A 14233-nucleotide genomic window follows, 5' to 3' on the forward strand; every position below is an offset into this window, starting at 1 on the left:
ATCGTTGTTCTGACGATCGCCAATTCTCCACCGCAATCTGCGGGGTCGATGGGCCGGAAATTTCGGAATTTTAGGAAATAGCGAAAAGGGCTAGCTGATCAGCTTCAGCCGGATCGCCTTTGCGACGAGCTGGGTGCGGTTGACGCAATCGAGCTTCTTGATCGCGTTCATCATATAGGCGTTGACCGTGTGGTCGGAGAGGGAAAGGATCTGGCCGATTTCGACCGAGGTCTTGCCTTGTGCGGTCCAGCGGACGACTTCCAGTTCCCGGGCCGAAAGCATGTGCAGCACGGAACCGTCATTGCGCTTGATGCAGTTATAGATGTCGTGCGCCTGCAGCATGATCATGTTCAGCTCGTTGAGCTCGCTTTGGCCGAGGCTGCTGCGGTTGCCCATGAACCAGAAGACGAGGCGCTGCCCGTCGGAGGAATTGATCGGAATCACAATGCCCATCGGACAATTGTGGCTGAGCAGGAGCGCATGCAGTTCGCGCGGCAGCTCCATGTCCTGCGAGATGTTCTTCTCCAAGAGGTGCCAGGCGCGCGGCATCACGGAGTCCCGTACCCGCTGCAGCATCGGGCAGCGGCGGAGCAGTTGCTGACGATCAAAATCGCGCAAAAATTGCGGTTGCACCGAACCTTCGATGACGAGCGGCGTCAGCATGGAGTCTTCGGAAACCGGGGCGTTGAGAAAGGCCACCTGACTGAAGCCGAAGGCGGAGCTCGTCCGTTCCAAAGCCTGGGCAAAAGCCGTCTGAGTCCGGGCTGTGGCCAACTCGGCGGAAAGCAACAGTTGTCTCTCAGCAGTGATGAAATAGGACATGTGACTTATTGGCGCCCACAGCGTGTTGTAGCTATCAAATACTGGATTTGCAGGCGAATGCTAGACGCAAAAATACCACATATCCAGAAATAATTTCATTTCCATATATCTTAATATTGTAAATTGCTGATTTGTAATACTTTTTTAAAAATGGTGCCCACGCAAGTAAAAAAGTTGTTCGGTCAACTTCCTTCATGATGGCGCCGGGACGTGCCCTCCGGACAGCGGATAAGGGTAATGATTTCAGGCAAAACCGCTGGTAAATCTCCATGGCGCGCACATGCATGAGTTGCGGCATGTGCGGTTCAGCATTGCCGATGCTGGCAACATTCAAGTCAGCCGCAGCATAGTCTGCACGCAGCTTTTCGGCGAGTGGCTTAGAGTGGAAGCCCTGCCCGGTCACAATGCTTCGCGCATGAACAGGCGGTTTCCGTCAAAACGGCAACGGCCGGCGACAATGCCAGCCGGTCAGGACGGATGAGCCTTGATGCCGGTGTGCCTTGCGAAGGGCCAAAGCGATTGCTATCGGTCTTGCGATAGCAATCGCTCCCAGGCCTCTTTCATGCCCTTTTGTTTTTCCCAACAGCTTGTTGCGCGCTGTTGCCGGCAGACCACATCGTTTCTGGTGGGTCTTTTTCTTCTGGTCTTCTCCTTCACCTCCGCCGAGGCCGCTGGTTCCAGCGTTGGCCAGCCGATGGAATTCCTGCTGGTTCACGGTGATATGGCCACCTGCCGCGTGGCTAATAATTGCCCGGACTGGATTTCCGCCGAAGGGCAGATCATGGCGGATTCACCTAGGAAATTGCAAAAACTGCTGAAGCGCCTTGGTAGCAGGAAATTGCCGATCATCGTCAGCTCGCCTGGCGGCGATGTTCGGGCGGCCATGGAGATGGCCTACGTGATCCGAAAGCAGAAGCTGGCGATTGCGGTCGGCCGGACGCGCTCGCGCGATTGTCCCTATGCCGAGCCGATCTGTTCGGCGGCGCGCGCAAAGGATGGGTCCATCAAGGGCGAGACATTTTCGGTCGGCGCCATCTGCTTCTCGGCCTGTCCGCTGTTTTTCGCCGGCGGCGTCCAGCGCGTTTCCAGCCCCTTCGCGCTCCTCGGAGTGCATCAGATCACGACGACCTACAGCGAAGTCCGTATCCGATACCGCACCGAATACGAGACGGTGAACGGTAAGCGCAAGGTCCTCTCCAGGCAGGAGATCGGGCGTCAGTTTGTCGGCAAATACGATACGACCAAGCTTGGCAGGCAGCAGAGGTCAAGGCTTGCCGGCTTCCTGAAGAAGATGGGCGTGGATGAATCGCTCTTTGATCTGATGCTGGGCACCCAACCCACCTCGATCCATCTCATTACGCAGACGGATGCGCTGAAGTTGCGGTTGACGACGGAGCTTGCCGCTGCCGATCAGCTCGTCGTCGCGAGGAACTGCAAGGACAAGCAATCGATCGCGGATTGCGCGGCACCACCGCCGGACGCCGCTGCCCCTGCGCCGGTCGGCGAGTAATCGCGCGCTCCGATCTCACGCGTCCTTGTTGCCCTTAGCTTTCGACATGATCATTTCGAGGTAGCCGAGCAGGACGGCCGAGACGACGAAGGCAAGATGGATGATCGTGAACCACATCAGCTTGCTATTGTCGTACTGGGTGGCGTTGAGGAAAATCTGCAACAGGTGGATCGAGGAAATCGCCACGATCGAGGAGGCGACTTTGATCTTCAGGCTGCCGGAATCGAGTTTGCCGAGGAATGAGACCTCGCCTTCGCCTTCATCGAAGCGGCTGACGAAATTCTCGTAGCCGGAAATCATCACCATGACGATCAGGCTTGCCACCAGCGCAGCGTCGATGAGACCGAGGATCGCCAGAATCATGTCCGATTCTTCATATTGGAAGACGTTGATGGCGACCTTGTAGAATTTGTAGCCGAACGAGACGGCATAGACCGCAAGCGAGGCCGCGAGACCGAGATAGAAGACGACCAGAATCCAGCGGCTGGAGAGAATGATGCGCTCGATCAGTAGTTCCAGGGACTTCATGTCTTTTCCTTTTTCGTTCGTCCGGCGCGGGACATTAGGTGGGCGGCCGCCTCGCGGCAAGGCGGGATAGTTTCACGACGGACGACAATTCGCGGCTATTCACAGTGGATATTTATTGGGTTATCCCGGTTGTGTGAATACCTCATGTCCAGGGCGGGATCGGTGATCATGGCAACGGTAAAATCCGACATAGAAATCGCGCGTGCCGCGAAGAAGCTGCCGATCATCGAGATCGGCGCGAAACTCGGCATTCCTGCTGAAGATCTTGCGCCTTACGGGCATGACAAGGCGAAGATCGGTGCCCAATTCATTGCCGCATTGAAAGACAAGCCGGACGGCAAGCTGATCCTTGTTACCGCCATCAATCCGACGCCGGCGGGCGAGGGGAAGACGACCACGACCGTCGGCCTTGGCGACGGGCTGAACCGTATCGGCAAGAAGGCGATCGTCTGCGTGCGCGAGGCGTCCCTCGGTCCCTGCTTCGGTGTTAAGGGCGGGGCTGCCGGCGGTGGCTATGCGCAGGTCATCCCGATGGAAGACATCAACCTGCACTTCACCGGCGATTTTCACGCCGTCACCTCGGCCCATAATCTGCTGGCGGCGCTGATCGACAATCACATCTACTGGGGCAACGAAGAGAATATCGATGTGCGCCGCATCACCTGGCGGCGCGCCATGGATATGAACGACCGGGCGCTGCGCGACATCGTCGCCTCGCTCGGCGGCGTGGCCAACGGCTATCCACGCGAGGGCGGCTTCGACATCACCGTCGCCTCCGAGGTCATGGCGATCCTCTGTTTGGCTTCGGACCTGAAGGATCTCGAAAAGCGGCTCGGCGACATCATCATCGGCTATCGCCGCGATCGCACGCCGGTCTATGCCCGCGATCTCAAGGCTGACGGCGCGATGGCGGTATTGCTCAAGGATGCGATGCAGCCGAACCTGGTGCAGACGCTGGAGAACAATCCGGCGCTGGTGCATGGCGGTCCCTTCGCCAACATCGCCCATGGCTGCAATTCGGTGATCGCCACGCGCACGGCGCTGAAGCTTGCCGATTATGTCGTCACCGAAGCGGGTTTCGGCGCCGATCTCGGCGCGGAGAAATTCTTCGACATCAAATGCCGCAAGGCCGGACTTGCGCCGGATGCGGCGGTTATCGTCGCCACCGTGCGGGCGTTGAAGATGAATGGCGGCGTCAAGAAGGACGATCTCGGCCAAGAGAATGTCGAGGCCCTGGTGAAGGGCTGCGCCAATCTCGGCCGGCACCTCGCCAATGTCCGCAAGTTCGGCGTGCCAGTCGTCGTTGCCATCAATCATTTCGTCTCGGATACAAATGCGGAAATCGAGGCGGTGAAGAATTATGTCGCGCGGCTTGGCGCCGAGGCCATCCTCTGCCGCCATTGGGCCGAGGGGTCGGCGGGGATCGAGGAGCTGGCCTACAAGGTGGTGGAGCTTGCCGAATCCGGTCAGGCGAAATTCCAGCCGCTTTATCCCGACAATCTGCCGTTGCTGGAAAAGATCGAGATCGTCGCGTCGAAGATCTACCATGCCGGCGAGGTGACCGCCGACAAGGCCGTGCGCGACCAGCTGCGCTCCTGGGAGGACCAGGGCTACGGCTACCTGCCGGTCTGTATGGCGAAGACGCAATATTCCTTCTCGACCGACCCGAACGTCCGCGGCGCGCCGGAGGGGCATATCGTGCAGGTCCGTGAAGTACGTCTCTCGGCCGGCGCCGGCTTCGTCGTCGTCATTACCGGTGAGATCATGACCATGCCCGGCCTGCCGAAAGCGCCGGCGGCGGAACGGATTTTCCTCAATGATCAGGGCTATATCGAGGGATTATTTTAAGTTCTGATTCCCGTGGAGCTGGGCTTGTGTCGAGGTGGCTGCTCTTAATGGCAGTATCGGAAGCCGCTGTTCCTTTTCAGCACATCCAAATGAAAATGCGTCTCGTGGGCGGCATCGCTGTCCGGGTCGAGGACGGTTGAGAAATAGAGGCAAGCGGAGGCGCTGGCGGTGCGCTGGAACGCGCCGGTCAGCGTCGGGTCCTCGCGACGGGGCTCGATGCCGATGGTCTTGCCGTTCTCGAAGGTGAAGCCGGCGATATCGACGGCATTGCCGCGGGCATGTTCCGAGATCTTGCCGGTGGTGGCGTTGTTGCGCAGGCGGCAGATATAGGTCGAGGCCTGGTTGACCGTGACGATCCGGCCATTGTCCTTCAGCGTGGCGGCGGAGGGTATCACGCTTTCCTTCATCCAGTGGGCGAGCGCCAGGGCGGTCTCGCAGCGCATCGTGCCTTGCGGTTTCATCTGGATGCCGGGCAAGGGCTCGGCAAGGGCGATAGGCTTGTCGATGCCGCAGCCATTGCTGTCATCGATGCGGGGAATGTCCTTGAAGGTGGCGCCGATAGCGGTCAGTTGCGTGAGGCAAGCTTTGTGCTCCTCCTCAGATTCCGCTGCGATGGTCAGCGGCGGTTTGGGCGGCCCCTGCATTTCCCCGGCGGTTGGCTGGGTCTCGGGAACCGCCGGCTTCTCTATGGGTGTCGGCGGCTCGGCGGAAGGTTGGGCTTGCTCGCGATCGGGTTTTTGCTGTGGCATCGGGCCGGTTTGGGGGAGGGATGCTGCTGTCAGCACGGTGATGGCAGTCATGGCGGAGATGATCCGGAATAGCATCAAGTATTTCACCCCTCTCTAATGAAGTATTTTGCCTGTTTCTAATGATGGCATGGTGGAAACGCTCGACGCAGCGATTTCGTTGCAATTCAGCAACTCTACCGATCCACTTTTAAACATGAGAATTTTATTCATGATTATCTTGATCGGATATATTGACAATAATAGTCATGTTTTTTATGCGGCAGAAAGAAGGCGGAATTTTCCGCTTCGTGAACGGAATGAACCCAGCCAGCCCCTTGCGTGCCTTAGAAGCAGCAACCAGCCAGCCCGGTGAAGCAATTCGAAAGGAATGGTTATGGTTGTCCGGCGATCCCGCTCGGTTCTCTTGGCATGCTCCGCGCTTCTGGCCTTCGGGCTCGGCACGGCATCTTATGCGCAGACTGCAACTCAGAATGATGCGGCCACAGACGATGCGGCGCCGAAAGGCGACCGCGTCACGGCTCTGAAGCCGATCGTCGTCAAGGGCAAGGCGGCGAAAGATGTGCTCGCCGACTCGCCGACGACGACCGAGACGACAGCGCAGCAGATCGATGACAAGCAGATCACACGTATCGAGGATCTCGGCCGGAGCACCGAGGTTGGCGTCGGCTACAACCGCACCACCGGCGGCATCAACATTCGCGGCCTTGGCGATGACCGTGTATTGACCACGGTCGACGGCATCGAGATCCCCTACATGCTTGATGTCGCCCGTGGGGCGGACGGAGGCGTCAACAGCTTCGATTTCAACTCGCTTTCGAGTGTCGATGTCGTACGCGGCGCCGACTCCAGCCGCGCCGGTTCGGGCGCTCTCGGCGGCGCCTTCGTACTGCGCACGTTGGAGCCGGAAGACTTGATAACCCCCGGTTCCACTTGGGGCGGCGTCTTCAAGTTCGGCTATAACGGCGATGACCGGAGCGCCGGTGGATCGGCGGCGGTTGCCAAGCGCATCGACAACACTGCTGTTCTGTTCGAAGGTGGTTACACCCATGGTCATGAGCTTGAAAACAACGGCGATGTTGGCGGCTATTCGACCAAGCGCACCAAAGCAGATCCAGCCGATTACAATCAGAGAAGCGGTCTCTTCAAGATCCGCCAATATACCGATATTGGCACCTTCGGCATCACGGCAGAGCACTACAATAAAGACAAAGACATCGATGCGATGCACTCTCAGAGCCTGACCGGGAACCTCCGGCCGGGCAACTACGATACGAGCGACAATACCGAACGCAACCGCGTTTCCCTTGACTACAAGTATGAGGCCGAAAGCGCTGATTCCCTTCTCGATACGGCCAATGCTGTCTTCTATTGGCAAAACGTGCTGCGGGAAGAGGGCCTACAGGGTTATCGCTACACCTCCGTCATCGGCGATTATTGGCGCCGCAACGAGCTTGAGGACCGCAGTATCGGTTTTAACGGCAATGCTTCGAAATCCTTCGATACCGGCAGCTTGCATCACAAGCTTACGTTTGGTCTCGACCTCGCCTTCACCAAGGCGCATCAGTATTCGGCAGGCGGAGATAGCTGCGATCTCCCCCGCTGGCGCGCCACTTGCGCATTCCTGCATACCAACCAGTCGGACATGCCTGATGTCGACGGCAAACGCATTGGCGCCTTCGTCGACGACAAGATCGAGGTCGGCTCCAGCGGCTTCTCGCTGACACCTGGTCTGCGCTTCGACTGGTACGATTATGCGCCGAAGAACACGGATGCCTATCGCGACAGCGCCAACTATAGCGGCCTGCCGTCCGGCCAGTCCGACAGCCGGTTCTCGCCGAAGCTGCGCGCGGCATACCAGCCGCAGGACAATGTCGAGTTTTATGCGCAATGGGCCATGGCCTTCCGCGCTCCGAACGTCAGCGAGCTTTACGTGAACTACGGCGTGCCCGGCGGTTATGTTAGCTACGGCAACCCCGATCTGAAGCCGGAGACCAGCAACGGCATCGAAATCGGCACCAACCTCGGCGACGATGATTTCGGCGGCCATATCGGCGCATTCTACAACAAATACAAGAACTTCATCGATTCCGAAACATCAGCCGATCCGACCGGCACGTATCCGCTTGGCATCACTGAATACTTCAACCGCGCCAATGTCCGCATGTTCGGCATCGAGGTCAACGCGCACAAGAAGTTCGACAACGGCATCCACGTCAAGGGTTCGCTCGCCTATGTCAACGGCAAGGACTCTGACAGCGGCGAATGGATCGACTCCGTCGCACCCGCCAAGGCGGCCTTCACAGTGGGATATGCGACCGACATCTGGGGAACCGACCTGACCTTCATCACGGCGACTAGCGAGCCGAAGAAGGATGGCGACAACTTCCGCACGCCTGGCTACGGCATCTTCGATCTGACAGGCTGGTGGGAACCGGAACAGGTGAAGGGCCTGACACTGCGCGCCGGTGTCTACAACATCTTCAACAAGACCTACTATGACTCGCTCAATGTTGCTTCCTCAGGCCTTACTCAGCCTTCGGCCTACTATTCGGAGCCGGGTCGGACCTTCAAGCTGACGCTGACGCAGAAGTTTTAAGCGGTCTTTATCCACGCAGCAAACTTGGGCGGTGCTTCGGCATCGCCTTTTTTTGTCCTTTGGGCTCGGCATCGGAAGGTTGCGCAATTGAAAATCGCAATGTTCGGTGTTATTGGAAACACGCAGTTTTTAACACTTTGAGAGAAAGAGAGAGGAGGACCGTATGAGCAAGATAGTTTGGCATATTCGCCAGTTCGGTCCGACTCTGGCCCTGCAAATGCGTTTGCAGGGCTGATCAGAGGCCGTTACTCACTCATTTCCTTCTGGTCTGCCCCTGCGGGTATCGCAGCGCCGAACTTTTGCGTTCGCGCGACTGCGTCATGATGATTTACCGAACAACATCCGCTTGCGTGGCGACAAGGCGTCTCTGATCGACGCCGGTGTCCTGTTCGGGTCAGACCGGAAGAAGACCATGACTCTAATCAATCTCCGCAATTTCGGCATCACCCTGGGTGTGCCGCTAATCTCTAATCTCAATTTCACCGTCACGGCCGGCGACCGCATCGGCATCGTTGCGGCCAACGGGCGGGGCAAGTCGACGCTGCTCAATTGCATTGCCGGCAGGCTGGAGCCGACGGTGGGGGATATCACCCGTTCGCGCGGCCTCACGGTCGGTTATGTCGAGCAGAATGTCCCCGCCGATCTCGCGAATGTATCCTTCTATGATGCGGTTCTTCGTGCTCTGCCGGCTGAGCAGGCCGAGAGCGAGGGCTGGCGCGTCGACGTCACGCTCGATTCACTCGACGTGCCGGAGGCACTGCGCGAGAAGGCGCTCTCGCAGCTCAGCGGCGGCTGGCAACGGCTTGCCATGCTCGCCCGTGTCTGGGTGACCGAGCCCGATGTTCTGCTCTTGGACGAGCCGACCAACCATCTCGATCTCGCCAAGATCGCCCTATTGGAGGAGTGGCTGAACGCTCTGCCCCGTGATGTACCGGTGCTGATCGCAAGCCATGACCGCGCCTTTCTCGATGCAGTGACCAACCGCACCCTGTTCCTGCGCCAGGAGCAATCACAGACCTATGCCTTGCCCTATGGCCGGGCGAGGGCGGTGCTGGATGAGGCGGATGCCTCGGACGAGCGGCGTTTCCAGAAAGACATGAAGGTGGCGCAGCAACTGCGCAAGCAGGCGGCCAAGCTCAATAATCTCGGCATTAATTCCGGCAGCGACCTGCTGACGGTGAAGACGAAGCAGCTCAAGGCGCGGGCCGAACGATTGGAAGAGGCAGCTCGGCCGGGCTATCTTGAGCGTTCGGCAGGTGCGATCAAGCTTGTCAATCGTGGTACGCAAGCGAAGATACTCCTGACGCTCGACGATGCCTCCGTCGAGACGCCGGGCGGGACGCTGCTGTTCAAGACCGGCAAGAACTGGATCTGCCAGGGTGACTGCGTCGTCCTGCTCGGGCCCAACGGTGCCGGCAAGACCCGGCTTGTCGAGATGATCCGCAGGGCTATTGCCGATCAGGCCACATTGGGAGCGGTCAAGTCAACGCCGTCGCTGGTGCTCGGCTATAGCGATCAGGCCCTGTCCAATCTCGGCCAGGGCGATACGCCGCTTGGCGTGATCACGCGGCTGTTCGAACTTGGCGAGCAACGGGCTCGTACGCTGCTTGCCGGCGCCGGCATGGGCATTGACATGCAGGGCCGCGCCATCGGCAGGCTTTCGGGCGGGCAAAAGGCCCGGCTGGCGATGCTGGTGCTGAGGCTCACCAATCCCAACTTCTACCTGCTCGACGAGCCGACCAACCATCTCGATATTGACGGGCAGGAGGCGCTGGAGGGGGAACTGATGGCGCAGGAGGCAAGCTGCCTGCTCGTCTCCCACGACCGCAGCTTCGTCCGTAACATCGGCAACCGCTTCTGGCTCATCGACCGGAAGCGGCTGATCGAGGTGGAAGGCCCGGAGGCGTTTTTCGCGGAGGCAGGACGGCGCGACTAAAAAGAGTGCGGGCAGAGGCGAATATCGTTTCTGCTCGTTCTCTGAGATTGCGGCTTGCGCATCACGTCATCTCACGCTAACAATTCGCACCATGAACACGTCCTTGAACAACATTGCAGTTTGGTGGTGGGCTCGCTAAGGCGGCCTCGACCAATCGTGTTCAAAGACGACGAGTGAGCCGCCCGAGATTTCGAGGCGGCTTTTTTGTTATATTGGCCGTCTGTCATCCAGGCCTGATAACGGAGTGAGGAACAATGGTAACGATCCTTCGGGATGATGGTGCGGAAATCTACGAGACCAAGGGCGGGATCACCGTCACCCGGCAACGTAGACCGACGCCTTATGCGGATGCGGTTTCGTCCTATATCGACAAGCTCGATGAGCGTCGCGGTGCGGTGTTTTCGTCGAACTACGAATATCCCGGCCGTTATACCCGTTGGGACACCGCCATCGTCGATCCGCCGCTCGGCCTGTCCTGCAATGGGCGCGATGTCTGGATTGATGCCTATAACGAGCGTGGCGAGGTCATTCTCGGTTTCATCACCGAAAAGCTGAAGACGGTTTCCGAAGTGACGCTCGGCGCCTCGACGCCGCGCCGCCTCGACCTGACGGTGAAGACGCCGGACCGGGTCTTTACCGAGGAAGAACGCTCGAAGATGCCGACGGTGTTCACCGTGCTCCGCGCCGTGACCGATCTCTTCTATTCGCAGGCCGACGCCAGCATCGGTTTCTATGGCGCCTTCGGCTACGATCTGGCTTTCCAGTTCGACGCCATCAACTTGAAGCTCAAGCGTCCGGATGATCAGCGCGACATGGTGCTTTACCTGCCGGATGAAATCCTGGTGGTCGACAACTATTCCGCCAAGGCGTGGATCGATCGCTACGATTTCGCCAAGGGTGGCGTTTCGACCGAGGACAAGGCCGGCGATATCGCTCCCGAGCCGTTCCATCATACAGACGCCATTCCGCCGAAGAGCGATCATCGTCCCGGCGAATATGCGGAACTGGTGACGAAGGCGAAGGAAAGCTTCCGCAAGGGCGATCTTTTCGAAGTCGTGCCCGGCCAGAAGTTCATGGAGCGCTGCGACAGCAAGCCGTCGGATATTTCCAAGCGGCTGAAGGCGATCAATCCATCGCCCTATTCCTTCTTCATCAACCTCGGCAATCAGGAATATCTGGTCGGCGCCTCGCCTGAGATGTTCGTGCGCGTCTCCGGCCGCCGTATCGAGACCTGCCCGATTTCGGGCACGATCAAGCGCGGTGACGATCCGATCGCCGATAGTGAGCAGATCCTGAAGCTCCTGAATTCCAAGAAGGACGAGTCCGAGCTGACCATGTGCTCCGACGTCGACCGCAACGACAAGAGCCGCGTCTGCGAGCCGGGCTCGGTCAAGGTCATCGGTCGCCGGCAGATCGAGATGTATTCGCGCCTCATCCACACGGTCGACCATATCGAAGGCCGTCTGCGCGACGACATGGATGCCTTCGACGGCTTCCTCAGTCATGCCTGGGCCGTCACCGTCACCGGGGCGCCAAAGCTCTGGGCCATGCGCTTCATCGAGAGCCATGAGAAGAGCCCTCGTGCGTGGTATGGTGGGGCGATCGGCATGGTCGGCTTCAATGGCGACATGAACACCGGCCTGACGCTGCGCACCGTGCGTATCAAGGACGGCATCGCCGAAGTGCGCGCCGGCGCGACGTTGCTCAACGACTCGAACCCCGAGGAAGAAGAAGCCGAAACCGAACTGAAGGCCTCCGCCATGCTATCCGCCATCCGTGATGCCAAGACCGGCAATTCCGGCAAGCAGCAGCGCGACGTCGCTTCCGTCGGCAAGGGCGTGAAGATCCTGCTTATCGACCACGAAGACAGCTTCGTGCACACGCTGGCAAACTATTTCCGCCAGACGGGGGCTACGGTTTCGACCGTGCGTACGCCGGTGCCAGAAGAGGTCTTCGACCGGCTGGATCCGGATCTGGTGGTGCTGTCGCCCGGTCCTGGCAATCCGAAGGATTTCGATTGCAAGGCGACCATCAAGAAGGCGAGGGCGCGCAATCTGCCGATCTTCGGCGTTTGCCTCGGTCTGCAGGCGCTGGCCGAAGCCTATGGTGGCGAGCTTCGCCATCTGGCGCTGCCGATGCACGGCAAGCCGTCGCGCATCCGCGTGTTGGAGCCGGGTCTTGTTTTCTCCGGCCTCGGCCGGGAAGTCACCGTTGGCCGCTATCACTCGATCTTCGCCGATCCCTCGACCCTGCCGCGTGATTTCATGATCACGGCGGAAAGCGAGGACGGCACGATTATGGGTATCGAGCATGTCAAGGAGCCGATCGCTGCGGTACAGTTCCACCCGGAATCGATCATGACACTCGGCGGCGACGCCGGCATGCGGATGATTGAGAATGTGGTGGCGCATCTGGCGCGCCGGGCGAAGACCAAGGCTGCTTGACGCCAAGAGCCGTCAGCCTCGAAATTTGGACACGCACCCCCATGCACTCTGAAATGTGCATGGGGGTGTTTTTGCTTTGGCAGAGTCATGTTGCTGCAAATCTCGCGCACGCAGTTATGCCGTAGGGCGGTTTGACTCGCCGTGGGTTGTAAATTAATCTTTCCGCGTTCCTGTGGGGCACATCGGCATTGAGGCCGAAAGGGCTAGGCCCGCCCGCTGATATTCTCAGCAGGAGTCCGCCCATGCCAACCCTCGATACCTATCGCAAACAAGCCAAGCTGCTGATGCGCTGGCACCGTGATCGTGACTATTCGATTGGTGGAAGAGTTCGAACGCTCGACCGTTTCAGCGCGTTGACGGATCGTGAGATCCTGGCGATGAAATTCCCTTTGGCGTTGGCGCAAGAGATCGTTGCGGTCGAAGCAGGTCACAAAAATTGGGCCGAGTTGAAGGCGGTTGCCGCTGACGCGCCGAAGACGCCGGCCCCATCGACCGAACCGCCGGCTTTCAAGAGCGTCGTGCCGATCCTTTTCGTTCGCGATGTGACGGCCAGCGCGGCCTTCTTCAGGGACAGGCTGGGCTTCGTGGCAGAATTCCTGCATGGCGCACCGCCGTTCTATGGAGCGGTGTCGCGCGACGGCATCTGGATTCACTTGCGGCTCGTCTACGAGCCCTATTTTGCAGCGGCTGCGGCCAAGGAGACGTCGCTCATTCTGGCTTCGATCGAGGTTTCGAATGTCCAGGGATTGTTCGAGGAGTTCAAGGCCAGGGGTGCGGAGTTCGCGCAGCCGCTTACCAAGCAGGCATGGGGAGGCACCGATTTTCATGTGCGTGATCCGGATGGCAACGTGATCTCGTTTGTCGCGTTCAGATCGTGACGCTTGAATCTGTTTGGGGTTGCCGGAGAGCGGCGGCCCCTTACATGTCCTCGCAGTCCTGCCAGCCTTCTTCAAAGACAAGCTTGTCGAGCGGCAGGCGGTCGCGCCAGCCCTTCACGGCGAGCTCGGGCATGTCATAGAGTTCGTCGACATAGCCGACGCAGAGCCAGGCGACGATTTTGACATGCTCCGGTATGTTGAGGATCGTCTTGATGGCGTCCTCATGGAAGATGCTGACCCAGCCGACGCCAACGCCTTCGGCGCGGGCCGCCAGCCATAGATTCTGAACGGCGCAGACGGTAGAATAGACGTCCGTTGCGGGATTGTGCGTGCGCCCGAGCACGACAGGTCCGCCGCGCTGGGTATCGCAGGTAATGCAGATGCTGAGCGGCGCCTTGCGGATGCCTTCGAGCTTCAGCCGCTGATATTGTGCGCGACGATCGCCCTCGAACATCAAGCAGGCTTCCTCATTCGCCTGGCTGAAGGCCTGCCACACGCGTTCCCGCGTCTCGGCCTGCCGGATCATGATAAAATTCCACGGCTGCATGAAGCCCACGGAAGGCGCATGATGGGCCGCCTCGAGCAAACGGCGGACGAGGTCTTCGGGCAGGGGATCCGAGCGGAACTGATCGCGCACATCGCGGCGAGTTTCTATGGCGTGGTAGACCGCAGTGCGTTCTGCTTCCGAAAACGCGCATGCCGCAATCAGATGATCCAGCTCCTTTGGCGACGCGTCGGCGGCCAGAGGAGGGGTGTTGTTCGGATCGATGCGATCATCAAGAGCGGGCATGTTCAACCATGGTTTTTACCGAGGGCGGCGATGTGTTGGGCTAGGATATAGCTTAGTGCGCGATCACGCGGGAAACTACCAGCATGATTTTCACTGGCGAGCTTGCGAGCGGTTTGGCGACTTGGCCCCGTT

11 protein-coding genes are annotated in these 14233 nt (G+C 59.2%); 6 read left to right on the top strand and 5 right to left on the bottom strand.

The window, feature by feature from the left end; all coding sequences use genetic code 11:
- Window positions 1–90: 90 nt before the first annotated feature.
- Both RRH01S_RS00420 and RRH01S_RS00425 read right to left on the bottom strand, forming a co-directional pair.
- Window positions 91–822: a helix-turn-helix transcriptional regulator gene (locus RRH01S_RS00420; protein WP_007692441.1), complete on the bottom strand. Its 732-nt coding sequence runs from the start codon at window positions 820–822 to the stop codon at window positions 91–93.
- Window positions 823–856: 34 nt separating this feature from the next.
- Entirely contained in the window at window positions 857–1225 is a 369-nt protein-coding gene (locus RRH01S_RS00425; RefSeq protein WP_034517833.1) for a hypothetical protein, read from the bottom strand.
- Between the two features lie 222 nt (window positions 1226–1447).
- Here RRH01S_RS00425 and RRH01S_RS00430 point away from each other — a divergent pair, with 222 nt between their 5' ends.
- Window positions 1448–2332: a COG3904 family protein gene (locus tag RRH01S_RS00430; protein ID WP_234711629.1), complete on the top strand. Its 885-nt coding sequence runs from the start codon at window positions 1448–1450 to the stop codon at window positions 2330–2332.
- Between the two features lie 15 nt (window positions 2333–2347).
- Here RRH01S_RS00430 and RRH01S_RS00435 read toward each other — a convergent pair whose 3' ends face one another.
- The gene (locus RRH01S_RS00435; RefSeq protein ID WP_007692446.1) at window positions 2348–2860 is read right to left on the bottom strand and encodes a TIGR00645 family protein; all 513 of its coding nucleotides are present in this window, start codon (window positions 2858–2860) and stop codon (window positions 2348–2350) included.
- A 168-nt stretch (window positions 2861–3028) separates the two neighbouring features.
- On the opposite strand from RRH01S_RS00435, the gene RRH01S_RS00440 reads away from it, so the two are divergent.
- Complete coding sequence (locus RRH01S_RS00440) at window positions 3029–4708, top strand: formate--tetrahydrofolate ligase (protein WP_012651982.1); 1680 nt, start codon at window positions 3029–3031, stop codon at window positions 4706–4708.
- 44 nt (window positions 4709–4752) lie between these two features.
- On the opposite strand, the gene RRH01S_RS00445 is transcribed toward RRH01S_RS00440, so the two are convergent.
- Window positions 4753–5532, bottom strand: coding sequence for an extensin-like domain-containing protein (locus RRH01S_RS00445; protein WP_034517834.1), 780 nt, complete (start codon window positions 5530–5532; stop codon window positions 4753–4755).
- Between the two features lie 298 nt (window positions 5533–5830).
- On the opposite strand from RRH01S_RS00445, the gene RRH01S_RS00450 reads away from it, so the two are divergent.
- The 4 genes from RRH01S_RS00450 (at window position 5831) to RRH01S_RS00465 (ending at window position 13311) form a co-directional block, all read left to right on the top strand.
- Window positions 5831–8053, top strand: coding sequence for a TonB-dependent hemoglobin/transferrin/lactoferrin family receptor (locus tag RRH01S_RS00450; RefSeq protein ID WP_042469637.1), 2223 nt, complete (start codon window positions 5831–5833; stop codon window positions 8051–8053).
- Between the two features lie 412 nt (window positions 8054–8465).
- Window positions 8466–9989, top strand: a complete 1524-nt coding sequence (locus tag RRH01S_RS00455; protein ID WP_012651979.1) for an ABC-F family ATP-binding cassette domain-containing protein — start codon at window positions 8466–8468, stop codon at window positions 9987–9989.
- A 254-nt stretch (window positions 9990–10243) separates the two neighbouring features.
- Entirely contained in the window at window positions 10244–12433 is a 2190-nt protein-coding gene (locus RRH01S_RS00460) for an anthranilate synthase (protein ID WP_012651978.1), read from the top strand.
- 242 nt (window positions 12434–12675) lie between these two features.
- The gene (locus RRH01S_RS00465; protein ID WP_007692456.1) at window positions 12676–13311 is read left to right on the top strand and encodes a glyoxalase superfamily protein; all 636 of its coding nucleotides are present in this window, start codon (window positions 12676–12678) and stop codon (window positions 13309–13311) included.
- Between the two features lie 40 nt (window positions 13312–13351).
- Here the strand turns inward: RRH01S_RS00465 and bluB are convergent, their stop codons facing one another.
- The gene (gene bluB, locus RRH01S_RS00470; RefSeq protein ID WP_229202530.1) at window positions 13352–14101 is read right to left on the bottom strand and encodes a 5,6-dimethylbenzimidazole synthase; all 750 of its coding nucleotides are present in this window, start codon (window positions 14099–14101) and stop codon (window positions 13352–13354) included.
- Between the last annotated feature and the right edge of the window lie 132 nt (window positions 14102–14233).

The organism is Rhizobium rhizogenes NBRC 13257, assembly GCF_000696095.1.
In the GTDB taxonomy this organism is placed as follows: domain Bacteria; phylum Pseudomonadota; class Alphaproteobacteria; order Rhizobiales; family Rhizobiaceae; genus Rhizobium; species Rhizobium rhizogenes.

Bases quoted from the DNA above. Each gene is read 5' to 3' on its own strand.
- RRH01S_RS00460 (WP_012651978.1), top strand. From the start codon at position 10,244: ATGGTAACGATCCTTCGGGATGATGGTGCGGAAATCTACGAGACCAAG.
- RRH01S_RS00445 (WP_034517834.1), bottom strand. From the start codon at position 5,532: ATGCTATTCCGGATCATCTCCGCCATGACTGCCATCACCGTGCTGACA.
- RRH01S_RS00440 (WP_012651982.1), top strand. From the start codon at position 3,029: ATGGCAACGGTAAAATCCGACATAGAAATCGCGCGTGCCGCGAAGAAG.
- bluB (WP_229202530.1), bottom strand. From the start codon at position 14,101: ATGCCCGCTCTTGATGATCGCATCGATCCGAACAACACCCCTCCTCTG.
- RRH01S_RS00455 (WP_012651979.1), top strand. From the start codon at position 8,466: ATGACTCTAATCAATCTCCGCAATTTCGGCATCACCCTGGGTGTGCCG.
- RRH01S_RS00420 (WP_007692441.1), bottom strand. From the start codon at position 822: ATGTCCTATTTCATCACTGCTGAGAGACAACTGTTGCTTTCCGCCGAG.
- RRH01S_RS00435 (WP_007692446.1), bottom strand. From the start codon at position 2,860: ATGAAGTCCCTGGAACTACTGATCGAGCGCATCATTCTCTCCAGCCGC.
- RRH01S_RS00465 (WP_007692456.1), top strand. From the start codon at position 12,676: ATGCCAACCCTCGATACCTATCGCAAACAAGCCAAGCTGCTGATGCGC.
- RRH01S_RS00450 (WP_042469637.1), top strand. From the start codon at position 5,831: ATGGTTGTCCGGCGATCCCGCTCGGTTCTCTTGGCATGCTCCGCGCTT.